This window comes from Salmonella sp. SAL03688, from assembly GCF_046551895.1.
GTDB classification, from domain to species: Bacteria; Pseudomonadota; Gammaproteobacteria; order Enterobacterales; family Enterobacteriaceae; genus Salmonella; species Salmonella enterica.
This window is the reverse complement of the sequence record NZ_JBGDVI010000007.1, coordinates 182272-197612: the sequence shown is the minus strand read 5'-3', so window position 1 is coordinate 197612 and position 15341 is coordinate 182272. Positions and strand designations below refer to the sequence as shown.

General features: G+C 54.7%; 11 protein-coding genes and 2 pseudogenes. All 13 read left to right on the top strand.

Annotation, left to right across the window (positions count from 1 at the left end):
* Window positions 1-143 precede the first annotated feature (143 nt).
* The 13 genes and pseudogenes from sciR to ACLJR2_RS09995 all read left to right on the top strand — a co-directional run bounded on the left by sciR (window position 144) and on the right by ACLJR2_RS09995 (window position 15336).
* On the top strand, window positions 144-575 hold the full coding sequence (sciR, locus tag ACLJR2_RS10055; RefSeq protein ID WP_023166851.1) for a Shiga-like toxin A subunit SciR: 432 nt from the start codon (window positions 144-146) through the stop codon (window positions 573-575).
* Window positions 576-608: 33 nt separating this feature from the next.
* Window positions 609-4478 carry a Type VI secretion protein IcmF gene (icmF, locus tag ACLJR2_RS10050; protein ID WP_001168965.1) on the top strand — a complete coding sequence of 1290 codons (3870 nt, stop codon included), beginning with the start codon at window positions 609-611 and terminating at the stop codon, window positions 4476-4478.
* Complete coding sequence (locus ACLJR2_RS10045; RefSeq protein WP_001254130.1) at window positions 4478-5245, top strand: TagF domain-containing protein; 768 nt, start codon at window positions 4478-4480, stop codon at window positions 5243-5245. Before icmF ends, ACLJR2_RS10045 begins: the two co-directional genes overlap by 1 nt.
* Window positions 5246-5287: 42 nt before the next feature.
* Window positions 5288-5758 carry a glucosaminidase domain-containing protein gene (locus ACLJR2_RS10040; RefSeq protein ID WP_000501511.1) on the top strand — a complete coding sequence of 157 codons (471 nt, stop codon included), beginning with the start codon at window positions 5288-5290 and terminating at the stop codon, window positions 5756-5758.
* The gene (locus ACLJR2_RS10035) at window positions 5743-6216 is read left to right on the top strand and encodes a hypothetical protein (RefSeq protein ID WP_000491746.1); all 474 of its coding nucleotides are present in this window, start codon (window positions 5743-5745) and stop codon (window positions 6214-6216) included. Before ACLJR2_RS10040 ends, ACLJR2_RS10035 begins: the two co-directional genes overlap by 16 nt.
* A gap of 103 nt (window positions 6217-6319) precedes the next feature.
* A pseudogene (locus tag ACLJR2_RS10030) lies at window positions 6320-6789 on the top strand (glucosaminidase domain-containing protein).
* A complete protein-coding gene (locus ACLJR2_RS10025) occupies window positions 6774-7235 on the top strand; it encodes a hypothetical protein (protein WP_001533986.1) in 462 nt (153 codons plus the stop codon). The pseudogene ACLJR2_RS10030 and the gene ACLJR2_RS10025 overlap by 16 nt, the downstream one beginning before the upstream one ends.
* An 8-nt stretch (window positions 7236-7243) precedes the next feature.
* Window positions 7244-7351 (top strand): annotated as a pseudogene (locus ACLJR2_RS10020) (cytoplasmic protein); the annotation flags it as partial.
* 10 nt (window positions 7352-7361) lie between these two features.
* Window positions 7362-8063, top strand: a complete 702-nt coding sequence (locus tag ACLJR2_RS10015) for a hypothetical protein (RefSeq protein WP_000043959.1) — start codon at window positions 7362-7364, stop codon at window positions 8061-8063.
* Window positions 8064-8076: 13 nt separating this feature from the next.
* Window positions 8077-8526: a hypothetical protein gene (locus ACLJR2_RS10010; RefSeq protein WP_223152164.1), complete on the top strand. Its 450-nt coding sequence runs from the start codon at window positions 8077-8079 to the stop codon at window positions 8524-8526.
* 31 nt (window positions 8527-8557) lie between these two features.
* On the top strand, window positions 8558-10759 hold the full coding sequence (locus tag ACLJR2_RS10005; protein WP_000011509.1) for a type VI secretion system Vgr family protein: 2202 nt from the start codon (window positions 8558-8560) through the stop codon (window positions 10757-10759).
* A 23-nt stretch (window positions 10760-10782) separates the two neighbouring features.
* A complete protein-coding gene (locus tag ACLJR2_RS10000) occupies window positions 10783-11229 on the top strand; it encodes a DcrB-related protein (protein WP_000375832.1) in 447 nt (148 codons plus the stop codon).
* Window positions 11230-11247: 18 nt separating this feature from the next.
* Window positions 11248-15336 (top strand): RHS repeat-associated core domain-containing protein, encoded by a 4089-nt coding sequence (locus ACLJR2_RS09995; RefSeq protein WP_000272652.1) that lies wholly within the window; start codon window positions 11248-11250, stop codon window positions 15334-15336.
* Window positions 15337-15341: the final 5 nt, after the last annotated feature.

Genomic DNA, 15341 nt, shown 5'->3' with positions numbered 1-15341 from the left:
CGTGACTGGGGTGAGCGAGGAAAGCCAGCGCACATGTAGCCTGAAATGTGACAGGTATACCCTGTGATAATGTTATCGCTGCCAGTTCAGATAAAGTCTTGGTGGTAAAGTCTTGGTAGTAAGGGATTGATATGTTTAAGATAATGGTCTGTCTGTTGGTGGGTATTCCTGCCATTTCTTATGCGCACGATTATGGGTGTGCTACGGTTGGAGCATCAATGGAGTCATCATTATTTGATGCCATAAAAAATGACCTGAATATAGATGTCGCTACTATTATAAAGGATAAAACAAAGGTAGAGATTCTTGATATCTCACCTGTATCTAAGGTCTATGCAGAATCTCTGGCCAGGATGGATTATGAAAAAGATAAGGCCAAAAATAAAGTGGCAATATTAGATAAAAAATCCTATTTCGATAGTTACTATGAAAATCAGGTTAAATCTATCGTGGCAAAATATACCTATATTAACAAAGATAAAGAAAAAGACATTTTCATTGCATCCAGCTTCATGAATGCTGATGAGTGTTCTGTAAGATTTAATGGTTATATTACTTTATCCAGGGAATTTTAAAATATTGATTATTGGGTGGCGAGTCGAAATATAATGCAAAAATTTCTTAGTCTGCTTTTTTCCCGGCGCGCGCTGGCGGTTGTGGGCGTTCTGGTTCTGGCGCTGCTGGTCTGGTTTGTCGGGCCACTGGTGTCATTTGATACCCTGCGCCCGCTGGCCTCCGTGGGTAGCCGGGTAGTGACCATTGCCCTGTTACTGATGCTGCTGGTACTGTGGCTGGTCAACTGGTCGATGAGTATCATCGGCATCAGTGTCCTGTGCCTGGCGATTGGCTTCGTCACACCGCTGCTGGCCCTGGGCGATGTCCATCCGTTTGCACCGCTGTGGGTCCGCCTGACATTAATTGGTTTCATCCTGCTGATGTACGCGCTGTACGGCCTGTACCGGCTGTGGCGTGCGCTGCGTATGGATGAACAACTGCTGCGTCGCTTCCTGCATCCGCGCGGGGAAGAGGTACCGGTGGCAGGCGAGATCAAAGCCGACCTGCGCACCGTCAACCATATTGTCACGCAGGCCATCCGGCAGCTGCGGCAGTTGCGGGTGGATATGCCTGGCTGGCGTAAAATCTTCGAGGGAAAACGCTTTCTGTATGAGCTGCCGTGGTTCATGGTGGTCGGCAGTCCCGGCGACGGCAAAACCACGGCCCTGCTGAACACCGGATTGCAGTTCCCGCTGGCGGAGCAAATGGAGCAGACCTCGCGTATCCTGACAGTACCGGGTGGCGGCACGCTACACTGCGACTGGTGGTTTACCAACGAAGCGGTGTTGATTGACACCGCCGGACGCTACGCCCGCCACGATGACGGCGGAGAAGTGAGCGCCGCGCAGCGTAACGCCGGAGAGTGGCAGGGGTTTCTCGGTCTGCTGCGTAAACATCGCCCCGGCGCGCCGCTTAACGGCGTGATCCTGACGCTAAACGTGGCGGATTTAACCGCACAGTCACCGGCGGAACGCCTGGCGGCCTGCGCCGCTCTGCGGGCGCGACTGGCAGAACTGCGCGAGACCCTGGGGATTCGCTTTCCGGTCTATCTGGTGGTCACCAAAATGGATTTGTTGCCGGGGTTCAGCGAGTATTTTCGCACGCTGACCAGCCATCTTCGCGCACAAATCTGGGGCTTCACGTTGCCGTACAGCCGCAGGCGAAAAGCGGGCGACCCGCAGGCGCTGCACGCCGCCTGCGCGCAGGAGCTGGCGCGCCTGACGCTGCGGCTGGATCAGGGACTGGATACCCGGTTACAGGAAGAGTACGACCTTAAAAGCCGCCAGCGGCTGTATACCTTCCCGCGTGAGTTCGCCGCCCTCGGCGAGCCGTTGCTGGAGGCTATTGAACAGATCTTCCTCGATTCAAAATTCGATGCCACGCAACTGAATAACACGCTGCGCGGGGTGTTTTTCACCAGCGCCGCGCAGGCGCAGGCCGACGCCGTGGCCGACCAGTTGAGTATCTGGCAGCGCTTTGTCCGGGCGATAAAAACCGCCCGTGGCGAATCCTCCGCCTCTCTCCCGCACGCTCTGCCGGACGGCAACCGCAGCTACTTCCTGCATGACCTGCTGACACAGTTTATTTTCCGTGAAGCGCACCTGGTGGAGCCAAACCTCCAGTGGGCCTGGCGTTACCGCCTGCTGCGCCTCGGCGGGCACCTGCTGGTACTGGTGCTGGCATTCCTGTTGTGGCAGGGGATGCAGACCAGCCAGCAGACCAACGGCGACTATCTGAATGAAATCAGCGCCCGCGCGACCCGGCTGGACGGTGATGTGAAAGCCTACACCGGTAAACCGGCGATGGCTCCCGTCCCGGCACTGCTGGACAGCGCAAGGGAACTGTCCGCCTGGCCGGAACTGGACCCGGACGCGCCGCCGCTGACCTGGCGCTACGGCCTGTACAGCGTACCGCCGGTAACCGACAGCGTGGCGTCGCTGTACAACCGCCTGCTGGATCAACTGCTGCTGCCGCCGCTGGTGAAACGGATGGAGTATGTGCTGGCGGACGCCATTGCCCGTCAGGACAGTAAAGCGGCCTACGATGCCCTGCGCATCTATCTGCTACTGAATCTGGATAAAGATCACGAAGATAAATACAACGCGGCGGAGATCCAGTCGTGGGTGATTAACGATCTGGGGAACAGCGACAGCGTGGCCGGGTTCGGCGGGCGCGCCGCCGTGCTGACGCATATCGAAGCGCTGTTTGACGGCAGCCGGGTGGTGCATTCACCGTATGAGAAAAATGAGGCGCTGATCCGTCAGGCGCGGGCATTCCTCGACGGTCACACCAGTACCGAGCGTATCTATGCGCGGGCGCTGGCGGCAATGGAGAGCGAAGCGCCGCAGGAGTTCACGCTGGTACGCGCCGTCGGCGCGGATGCGGGAACGGTGTTTGTGCGTAGCAACGGCGCGCCGCTGGATCGGGGCGTGCCGGGTATTTTTACCCATGAAGGATACCGGGAGCTGTTCGACAAACGATTACCGGAATTTGTGGCGGCGGCGACGGCGAACGATGGCTGGGTGATGGGCCGGGAGAGTACGCCAAAAAAGCTGACTGACAGCCTGCGCAGCCAGATACCGGGGCAGGAGCAGTCTGTCGCCCGCGAAGTCCGCCGTTTGTACCTGACGGAATATGCCCGCCGCTGGCAGGATTTTCTGGACAGTATCCATAGTATCAACAGTGCCGGGGAAGAGGGCAGTTCCGGCCTGGCCTATGATTTACAGGTGCTGCGCACCCTGGCGTCGCCGGACTCACCGCTGATGCGGCTGGGAAAAGCGGTGGTGGAGCAGACCACGCTGGTGCCGCCGCCGGATCCGCAGGCCAGACAGAAACAGCTGGCGCAGCGCGCGTCCGGTAACGCGGGGAAAGTGGTACAGACGGCAAAACTGTTCCAGGATATTCACCCGGAAGAACGGCTGGAAAAAACGCTGGTGGATGATCGTTTCGCCGCGCTGCGCGAGGTCATTGCCGGGCGGACGGACGGCGGACAGAGCGGCGGTGGGACGATGCAGATCGCTTCGCTGCTGACCATGCTCAACGAGTATTACACCCAACTGACCATTGCTGATAGTGCGCTGGCGGCAGGGACGTTGCCAGCGCGCATTACTGCCGCAGACAAGTTGCAACTGGAGGCGGCGAAACTGCCCGCGCCGCTGAAAAACATCCTGCTGGATCTGACGAAGCAGGGAACGCGCAAAATCAACGCCGGGACCGGCGATGTGCTGAACACCCAGATGGAGGCGATGATGGGCGACGACTGCCGTGACGCCATCGACGGGCGCTATCCGTTCGCCGACAGCCCGCAGGAGGTCAGCGCCGAGGACTTTAACCGCATCTTCGCCAGCGGCGGCGTACTGGATGCCTTCTGGAGCAAACAACTGGCTCCGCTGGCGGACACCGCCAGCGACCCGTGGCGCTACAAACCGACCGAAGGCAACATGACATTGCAGGGGCCGGATCTGACGCCGTTTCAGCAGGCGAAGCAGATCCGCAGCGTGTTTTTTAACAGCGAGGGCGGGAAAAAATTTTCCTGGTCGATGCAGATTAGCGTGGTGGATATGGACCCGGCCATCACGGAACTGGTGATTGATATCGACGGTCAGGTGCTGCGCTACGCCCATGGTCCGGACCGGCCCCTGAAAGTGACGTGGCCGGGACCGCGCAACGGCTCGATGGCGGAAATCACCGCCAGCCCGCGTATTCGCCAGGACACCTCAACGCTACTGACCGGCGGGCCGTGGGCGCTGTTTCATCTGCTGGACGCCGGAAAGGTGCAGGAAACGGCGGTGCGGGGGCGACAACTGGTGGAATATGATTTTGACGGTCGCCGGGTGGTGCTGGAAATCACCGCCGGGCGGGATTTTAACCCGGTCAGCCGGGAGCTGTTGCAGAACTTCAGTTGCCCGGCGAGGGCGTTGTAATGCGCCGGCCAGCGGTGGTATCAGCCCCGGCGATGTTCGGCAGGCTGCCGGACCAGCGCGACTATGTGCGCTGGCGGGTGGGCGCTGAAGAGGGACGAATATGGCAGGACTGGCTGAACCGCCAGACGTGGGTGGGCAGCGGGCGGCATATCGTGTTGCCTGAAGGCCAGACGACAGATGAAGAGCGTGACGGCTGGATGCACCTGTCGCCGCGTGGCGAACATGATATGCCCGCGCCGGAACACCATCCGCTGCCGTGGAGCTTTGTGATGTCGCCGGGATTTTTGCCGATGGGTGGGACGACTGACTGGCTGACCGGAGTGCTGATGGCGTCACGGGATAGCGTGGGACGCCCGTGGCCGCTGGTGATTTACCAGCGCTGCGGTCGGGAGTGGCTGGACGAGAGTTTGCAGGAGACGCAGGGCTGGCTGTACTGGCTGGCGAGGCTGGCGGCGCAGCATATCACGCCGGACACGATGCGGCGCGGGCGGCTGACGGAGCAGGTGGACCAGCTATGGGCGATGTGGCAGCCGGGGCCGTGGTGGGCGCAGTGGCTGCGCGGGTTACGACGTACATCGCAACGCAGCCGGGAACTGACCGGGCTGCCGGATGAAGCACCGGTAGTAGAACTGCCGGGCGTGCGTTATCTGCCGTGGCCGGGCTGGCCGGGTAAGACGCTGGGGCAGGCAACACCGGGGCAAGGCTGGTTCTGGCAGCAGAACAGTGAAGGGCGGTATGTGGATGCGCTGCGGCTGGTGGAGAAATAATGAACATGGTGGTTTTAAAAACACCTGCTAAGGAATGAAGAAATGGGTGCTTATGATAAAGCGTGTAATAACACAGAGGCGGTAAGGTTTATTCAAAAATATAAGAATGATTGTGAGATAATCGCTAATCAACTTGAAGTGCCAGTGGAATTTATACTGGCGGTTGCAGCAAAGGAAAGTCTTTATGGGCAGGGAAGGATTGCAACTGAATATAATAATTTTTTTTCAATGCATGGTCCGGCACCATTGCAGTTGAGTAAAGTTCATCCTCAGGGAAGTCACGACGTGTGGGTTGCCACCTATACGTCTTTTTTAAATTGCGCGAAATCATTCGCCATCAGGTTTGGTAGTGCAGTCAGAAAGATAAAGGACCCTAAACAATTTGCACAAGCATTGATTGAGTCACGATTTAATTCAGGTAAAAGTAGTAATGGAGGGCATACCGGATACGCCAGTGAACTGGTGGCTATGATTGGTATGGTTAAGCGGAGAATGGCATGTTCAGTAAAATAGTGTCATTGCTTTTGTTTACTATTTTATCCGTGAGCAGTTATGCCCAGGTTCTTGTATCAAATATCCCGGTGTTTGATTTGACTAAATTAAATGAGGAAGGGCTTACCGAGACACAGGCTCAGGCATTATTGGTTTTATCATTAAAAAATAAAAAATATAATATTACATTGCCTGGCGTTTTTATGGACGAGGCCTTAAAAAATGATCAGGGTAAACCATTTCATTCTGGATATTATAGCTTTGGTGTGGGCTATGACTCTCCTTCTGCCGGTGCTACGGATATCTGGGGATTATTCTCCGTCAGTCCGAAAACAGGAGATATCTGGGAAGAATATTCATGTGAGAGAATATCATTTCCGGCGCTACAAAAAATACAACAAGAAATAATGAAAAAAACTGGCGCGACATTTGCCAGTGAAGTGGTACAGCGCCGGGGGCTGGGCTGTACAGATGAATAGCGGGGTAGTTGGAGCTATCGGGCATACGTTACTTGTCAGGGCAAGGCTGGCGGAGAAATAATGAGCATGGTGGTTTTAAAAACACCTGCTAAGGAATGAAGAAATGGGTAATTATGATAAAGCGTGTAATAACGTGGGCGCGGTAAGATTTGTCCAGGAGCACATGAAGGTTTGTGAGATAATTGCAAAAGAGCTTGACGTACCGGTAGAGAATATACTGGGTCTTGCTGCTGCCGAAAGTCAATATGGTACAGGTCGTATTGCCAGGGAATATAATAATTACTTTTCTCTCCAGGCTCCTGCATCATTTCAGTCAGGTCGGGTTCATCCAAAGGATAGTAACAAAACTTGGGTGGCTATTTTTCTTCGTTTTCAGTTTGTGCGCGATCTTTTGCTGTCAAGTATGGTGACGCTGTTCGGGGGAAAAAAGATGCTCTGGCCTTCTCTGAAGCTCTGGTAGCTGCTGGGTTTAATTCAGGATCTCATATTACTGGTGGTACGGATAATTACGCCAGGATAACTGCTGGAATAATTATTATGGTCGGACGGAGAATAGCATGCCCCGTAAAATAATGCTTGTTTTTTTTCTCTTTATATCTGAGTTCTGTTATGCCCAAGTGGTTGTATCTGAATTTAATTTGTCAGATATAAATCGTGGTGGAATGACGAAAGCACAGGCAGAAAAACTACTCATTATTGCACTTAAATATCAAAAATATGATTTATCGCTGGATGGCGTTTTTGTTGACGGTGATTTGCAGGATAAACACGGAAATCCTCCCCATCCGGGATATTATGATTTTAGCCTTGGCTATGATACACTGACTGCCGGAGCAATAGATTATTGGGGGCTGTTTTCAGTAAGTTCTCAAACTGGTGATATATGGGAAATAAATAAATGTGAGAGAGTTATATTTCCGCAGTTGCAAAAAATACAACAAGAAATAATGAAAAAAACTGGCGCGACATTTGCCAGTGAAGTGGTACAGCGCCGGGGGCTGGGCTGTACAGATGAATAGCGGGATAGTTGGATCTACCGGGCATACGTTACCTGCCAGGGCAAGGCTGGTTCTGGCAGCAGAACAGTGAAGGGCGGTATATGGATGCGCTGCGACTGGTGGAGGAAAACAGGTAAAGGATTTTATATGAGTAAACGTGAAGAAATTAAAGGTAATCAGAAGTTTGATGAACTCAAATTTGGCATTGTATATACCGAAGTGTTGGGTTGGCTTGATATGGGACATGCCGGTGGTGACGATATTTCCTTGCTAAAACAGCAATTTGATGCGGGTGAAAGCTCCGGTAATAAATATTACTCAGTGATATATAAACAGAATATGCGAATCAGAAGTAAAACACTGAGGCAGGAAATGGGGACAGGAAAATTCACTCGCTGGGAAATCCAAAGAGGACGTACTCAGGATGAAATTAATAGCATCATGCTGGCGATGATGATGAATACAGCATTGAAGTTTGAGGCGTATCAAAGCTTGAAAGCATTTTCATGGCATACAGATAGTGGATTTAGTGGTGAAGATTTGGTTTCAGATCTTTTTGGTTTTTATCGTTTTATGATCCCGGGGAAATACAGTAGTTTGGTTCGTCCCGTCAGTTATAATGATGCGGTTAGTCGCTGGGATTTTTACGGACCTGTTGGCAGTTTTAAAAATGATGGGTTTCGACCCATTCTGTTTCCTGATCCGAAGGATCCCTGTGTCAAATATAAACCTTATAAGGTAAATTTGCCACATTTTATGACATGGATCCAACCGTGGAGTGATTTTACATCGGGTAAGATAAGAATCATAACTAATGATGGAACATCATTTTCTTTTTTACCCATATAGGATGTATATAAACATGCAAGGGATGAGAATTTTCAGACGTCTTTTTTTATGGTTTATCCTTGCCGTATTTTCTATGCTTTTTATCGCTTGTATTTTTATATATATGATTTCATCAGGAATGAATGATGGTGGAGTTTATACGGAAAATGATTTTTTAAAATACCACATGCTTACTGATCCTGACATATTAAATAGTCCTAAAGTATCTGAGAAATATTATTTTGAATACCATCCAGGTGATGGTTATCCACTTTCAAACTCCATAGTATTTAGTGGGGGGACAGATGTGGAGCCTTTGAAAAGATATCTCTCAGAACTGGGGTATAAATTACATAAGCGCATTCTCAATAAGAATGAAATTGTATGGGAGAGTCGTTGTTCGATAAATCAGTCATCATCGTTTTATCTTTCAGTTAACTATACAGAAAATAGTGTTCAGCTTGAAAAAGAAATTTGTTATTAGCAGATGACTACATTCTTCAGAAGGATCCATTATGAGTTTTGTATCCACGGGTAATAAAACTGTCGGGAGCGATGGGCCAGCTATCACTACGCCGCCAATTGTCGGAGAAAATAACGGTGTTAGTTCAGGTGCCGCCGTAGCCAGCGTTACTGACGCAGCCGAACAAATGGCAGAACAGGCAGTGGAATTGTTGTTTGGCGAGTTGCCGGAACCATCAGGACTGGTAAAAGCCGCGGTGGCAGCGGCGCAGGCCGCCGCTGTGGCGGCAGGGATATCGGATATAGCTGGTGCCGCACAGGACGTAATGTCATCCCTTATCTCCGGACCGGGAGTGCATAACGTTACGGTAAGCGGCAGTGCCGTGCCGCCGCAGATGTTGTTGTTTGCCAGCCTTAATGGCTCGGAAACACTGGGAGCCTTGTTTACTTATGTGGTACAGCTAAAAACGCCCGACACCCTGAATCTGGGCTATGTCTCCCCGGCGGCCAACCTGCCGCTCAAACCGATGGTGGGCAAAGATCTGTGCGTCAACATCGAACTGGATGGTGGCGGTAAACGACATATCAGCGGGCTGGTCACGGCGGCGCGGGTGGTGGGCCATGAAGGGCGTTCGGTTACCTATGAGCTGCGTATGGAGCCGTGGCTGAAACTGCTGACCCACACCAGCGACTACAAAGCATTCCAGAATAAAACCGTGGTGGATATTCTGGATGAGGTTCTGGCGGAATATCCCTACCCGGTGGAAAAGCGACTGGTGGAAAGCTACCCGGTACGCACCTGGCAGGTGCAGTACGGTGAAACTGATTTTGATTTTCTTCAGCGACTGATGCAGGAGTGGGGCATCTACTGGTGGTTTGAACACAGCGAGGACAGCCACACGCTGGTGCTGGCGGATGCCATCAGCGCCCACAAAGCATGTCCGGACTCGCCGCTGGTCGAGTGGCACCAGGAAGGGCTGAAGCTGGACAAGGAGTTTATCCACACTATCACGGCAAACGAGAGTCTGCGGACTGGCCAGTGGGTGCTGGATGATTTCGATTTTACGAAGCCACGTTCATTGCTGGCAAACACGGTGGCAAACCCGCGTGAAACCGGTCATGCCACCTACGAGCATTATGAGTGGCCGGGAGACTACTTCGACAAGAGTGAAGGCGAGATGCTGACGCGCATTCGTATGGAAGCGCAGCGCAGCCCCGGCAGTCGGGTGCTGGGGGGAGGGAATATCCGCACACTCATGACCGGTTATACCTTCACGCTGGAAAACTATCCCACCGCCGAAGTCAATCAGGAATACCTGCTGATGCAGACCTTGCTGTTTGTACAGGACAACGCGCAGCACAGCGGGCAGGACCAGCACTTTACCTTTTCCACCCGTTTTGAACTGCACCCCACCCGCGAGGTGTTCCGCCCGCAGCGGACGGTGAGCAAACCCCACACCAAAGGGCCGCAGAGCGCCATCGTCACCGGCCCGGCGGGGCAGGAAATCTGGACGGATCAGTACGGGCGGGTAAAGGTACAGTTTGGCTGGGATCGCTACGGCAAAATGGATGAAAACAGCTCCTGCTGGATACGCGTCAGCTACCCATGGGCGGGCAAAGGCTTCGGGATGATCCAGATCCCGCGTATCGGCCAGGAAGTGCTGGTGGATTTCAAAAACGGCGATCCGGATCTGCCGATCATCGTGGGGCGCACCTACAACCAGGACACCATGCCGCCGTGGGGACTGCCGGGAATGGCGTCGCAGAGCGGGATCTTCAGCCACTCGCTGTATGGCGGGCCAACGAACGGCAACATGCTGCGTTTTGATGATAAAACGGGCGCGGAGGAAGTGAAGTTCCACGCGGAAAAAGATCTCAACACCACGGTGAAGAATAATGAAACGCATACGGTTATGGTGGATCGCACTAAAACCATTATTAAAAATGAAACCAACAGTATTGGTGAGGACAGAAACACCACGGTAACGAAGAATGACGGCCTTTCCGTAAAACTGGCGCAGACGATCAATATCGGCACCACTTATCGTTTAGATGTTGGCGATCAATTCACGCTTCGCTGCGGCAATGCGGCGCTTGTTTTACATAAGGACGGCTCCATTGAGTTTTGTGGCAAGCAACTGATGTTACATACCAGCGATGTCATGCAACTGATTGGTAAAGGTATTGATATGAACCCGGATGGCGGCACAGCCGTAACCGCCGATGATATTGCCCCCCTTCCCACCTCTGAGTGATCTGAATTAAACCTGGAGTTCTCATGGATCGACCATACCGCATACAGGAAGGGTGTTTTGTCCTGCCTGAAACATTTACGGATCGCAGCGTTAATATTTTTATCCTGGAGGGCAATGAACGAACATCGCCCAGCCTGAATATTTCCCGCGATACGCTAAAACCTGATGAAGACCTGCCCGCCTATATTGACCGCCAGATTGCACTGATGAAAAAAAATCTCGGTCAGCACCGGGTATTGTCGCGAGCGCCTGCACAGGCAGGAACGGGCAATGATGCCCTTATGGGGGAACAAATTGCCGCCACCCATAAATCCGGGAAAACGGAAGTGTACCAGCGTCAGGCCGGGTTTATTGCAACCCCTGGCAAGGTACTGGTCTTCACCCTGACCAGTCCCCGTCCTTTTGATGATAAAGCAGACCTACTCTGGAACACCTGGCTGGCAGGCTTTCAGCCGGATAAAAACGAATAATCACACGGAGGTGTGACCATGTATGAAGCAGCCCGTGTGGATGACCCTATCTACCACACCAGTGCGCTCGCCGGGTTTCTTATCGGCGCTATCATCGGCATCGCCATTATCGCGCTTGCCGCCTTTGCCTTCTTTAGCTGCGGTTTTCTTGCCGGGCTGATTCTGGGTTTTATGGCCGATCAAATAGCCTCCGGGGTATTGCAACTGGGCGAGGCCATCGGGCGCTCCATCCACCACACGGCAGGAAAAATCCTCACCGGTTCGGAGAATGTCAGCACCAACAGTCGCCCGGCGGCGCGCGCGGTACTGAGTACGGTGAAATGCGATAACCATATCGCAGAAAAACGCATCGCCCAGGGGTCGGAAAATATCTACATCAACAGCCAGCCCGCCGCCCGTAAGGATGACCACACCGAATGCGACGCGGTGATTGAAGACGGTTCGCCGAATGTGTTTCTCGGCGGCGGCACACAGACGGTACTGGAAATCAGTTCTGAAATTCCGGACTGGCTGCGCAAGGTGGTGGATGTATTGTTTGTCGTGGCGAGTCTGCTCGGCGGGCTGGCCGGGGCGTGGCGGCAGGCGGCAAAGCTGGGGACGAAATTTGGCACTAAATGTGCCGCTAAGTTTATCGGCGGGGAGCTTGTCGGGATGGCCGTGGGTGAGGCTATCAGCGGGCTGTTCAGCAATCCGGTGGATGTGACCACCGGGCAGAAAATCCTGCTGCCGGAAACGGACTTCACTCTGCCCGGTCGCCTGCCGGTCATCTGCTCGCGTTTTTACGCCAGCCACCTGGAAACTGTGGGACTGTTGGGACGGGGCTGGCGGTTGAACTGGGAAACCAGCCTGCGCGAGGACGATGAACACATCACGCTGACCGGCGTACAGGGGCGGGAACTGCGTTACCCGAAAACGATGCTGACGCCCGGCCACCAGATATTTGACCCGGAAGAACAGTTATACCTCAGCCGCCTGCATGACGGGCGTTACGTGCTGCATTACACCGATCGCAGCTATTACGTATTTGGTGATTTTGACAGTGACGGCATGGCATACCTGCTGTTTATGGAGACGCCGCACCGCCAGCGCATTGTCTTCGGGCACGAAGGAGGCAGACTGGTACGGATAGCCTCCAGCAGCGGGCATCACCTGTTACTGCACCGCACACAGACCCCGGCAGGGGAGCGGCTGTCGCGAATTGAACTGGTGCAGGGCGGCACCCGTGGCAATCTGGTGGAGTACCGGTATGACGATAACGGTCAACTGACCGGCGTGGTGAACCGGGCGGGAACGCAGGTGCGGCAGTTTGCTTATGAAAACGGGCTGATGACGGCGCACAGCAATGCGGCGGGGTTCACCTGCCGCTACCGCTGGCAGGAACTCGACGGCGCGCCGCGCGTGACGGAGCACGACACCAGTGACGGTGAACATTACCGCTTTGACTATGATTTTGCCGCAGGCACCACCATCGTCACCGGCAGGCAGGGGGAGTCATGGCAGTGGTGGTACGACAGGGAGACGTATATCACCGCGCACCGGACGCCGGGCGGTGGAATGTACCGCTTCACGTACAACGAAGACCACTTCCCTGTCAACATTGAGCTGCCCGGCGGTCGCACGGTGGCGTATGAATATGACATCCAGAACCGGGTGGTGAAGACGACAGATCCGGAAGGCCGGGTGACGCAGACGCAGTGGAACGGCGAGTTCGACGAAATCACGCGCACGGCGCTGGACGATGACGCTGTCTGGAAAACGCAGTACAACGCCCACGGCCAGCCAGTGCAGGAGACGGACCCGGAAGGGCGGGTGACGCAGTACGCTTACGATGAACAGGGGCAGATGTGCAGCCGGACGGATGCGGCGGGCGGCACGGTGGTGACGGCGTTCGACAGCCGGGGGCAGATGACGCGGTACACCGACTGTTCAGGGCGCAGCACAGGATATGACCACGATGAGGACGGCAACCTGACGCGGGTGACGGACGCGGAAGGGAAGGTGGTACGCATCAGCTACAACCGACTTGGGTTGCCGGAGACGGTAAACTCACCGGGGAAACAGCAGGACAGGTATACCTGGAATGCGCTGGGGCTGATGAGCAGCCACCGGCGCATCACGGGGAGCGTGGAGAGCTGGCGGTATACGCCGCGCGGTCTGCTGGCGGCGCACACGGATGAGGAGAAGCGCGAGACGCGCTGGCAGTACACGCCGGAAGGCCGGGTGACCGCGCTGACCAACAGCAACGGGGCGCAGTACCGGTTCAGTCACGATGCGGACGGCAGGCTGGTGCGTGAGGTGCGCCCGGACGGACTGAGCCGTACTTTTATCCTGGACGACAGCGGTTATCTGACGGCGATACAGACCACGGGCACGCAGGGCGGCGTGCGGCGGGAGACGCAGCAGCGGGATGCGCTGGGCCGTCTGTTACGGACGGAGAATGAACACGGCCAGCGGACGTTCAGCTACAACCGGCTGGACCAGATAACGGCAGTGACGCTCACGCCCACGGAGGCGGGGCAACAGCAGCACCGGATGCAGGCCGACACGGTGCGTTTTGAGTATGACCGTAGCGGCTGGCTGACGGCGGAGCACGCGGGGAACGGCAGCATACGTTATCAGCGCGACGCGCTGGGCAACCCGACGGACATCACGCTGCCGGACGGGCAGCACCTGACGCATCTGTATTACGGGAGCGGGCATCTGTTACAGACGGCGCTGGACGGCCTGACGGTGAGCGAGTATGAGCGCGACAGCCTGCACCGTCAGATAATGCGCACGCAGGGGCAGCTTGCGACGTACAGCGGCTATGACGACGACGGGCTGCTGAGCTGGCAGCGCAGCCTGGCGCCCGGCAGTGCCCCTGTTCTTCCCGGCCAGCGCCCGGCGCGGCAGGGCTGCGTGACGTCGAGGGACTATTACTGGAACAACCACGGCGAGGTGGGCACGATTGACGACGGCCTGCGTGGCAGCGTGGTGTACAGCTATGACAGAAGCGGTTACCTGACCGGGCGCTCAGGTCAGATGTATGACCATGACCGTTATTATTACGATAAGGCGGGCAACCTGCTGGATAACGAAGGGCAGGGTCCGGTGATGAACAACCGGCTGCCGGGCTGTGGTCGTGACCGTTACGGTTATAACGAGTGGGGCGAGCTGACCACGCGGCGCGACCAGCAACTGGAGTGGAACGCGCAGGGGCAGCTGACGCGGGTCATCAGCGGCAACACGGAGACGCACTACGGCTACGATGCGCTGGGGAGGCGAATCCGCAAGGCGACGTACGGGCGGCACACGGGCCATACGGCGCGGAGCCGGACGGACTTTGTGTGGGAGGGGGTCAGGCTGTTGCAGGAGAACGTGCAGCAGCAGGGCTGGCGGACATATCTGTACGATGCGGAACAGCCGTACACGCCGGTGGCGAGCGTGACGGGGCGGGGAGAAAACAGGCAGGTGTGGTATTACCACACGGACGTGACGGGCACGCCGCAGGAGGTGACGGCGGCGGACGGAACGCTGGTGTGGGCGGGGTATATCAGGGGGTTTGGAGAGAATGCGGCGGACATCAGCAACAGCGGGGCGTACTTTCACCAGCCGCTGCGGCTGCCGGGGCAGTATTTTGACGACGAGACAGGGCTGCATTACAATCTGTTCAGATATTATGCACCGGAGTGTGGCAGGTTCGTCAGTCAGGATCCGATTGGGCTAAGGGGCGGGATAAACCTTTATCAGTATGCGCCGAATCCGTTAAGTTGGATCGATCCATGGGGATTGACAGGGACATATATTTTCACTGACGGTACTACATATTATATTGGCAAAGGGCCTGAATCCAGAATGTATGATTCGATGGACTATCGTATAGGTGGTAGGGCTAATGCGATACAATTTGCGCATATGGATTTTGGTGATGATAAATTAGGTTTTATGGTCGAGCATCGTTTAATGGAAAAATATAATGCTCGGTATTCTCCTGATTTCGCGAATAGCGAACGTATAAGCTCACCTGGTAAGATATTATATGATGCTGCCGATGCTAAGACACAAAGAAAAGTTAATCGATTAGCTAATAAATTAGATAGTAAATATAGAGCATCTAAGGGTTGTTAAGGAGG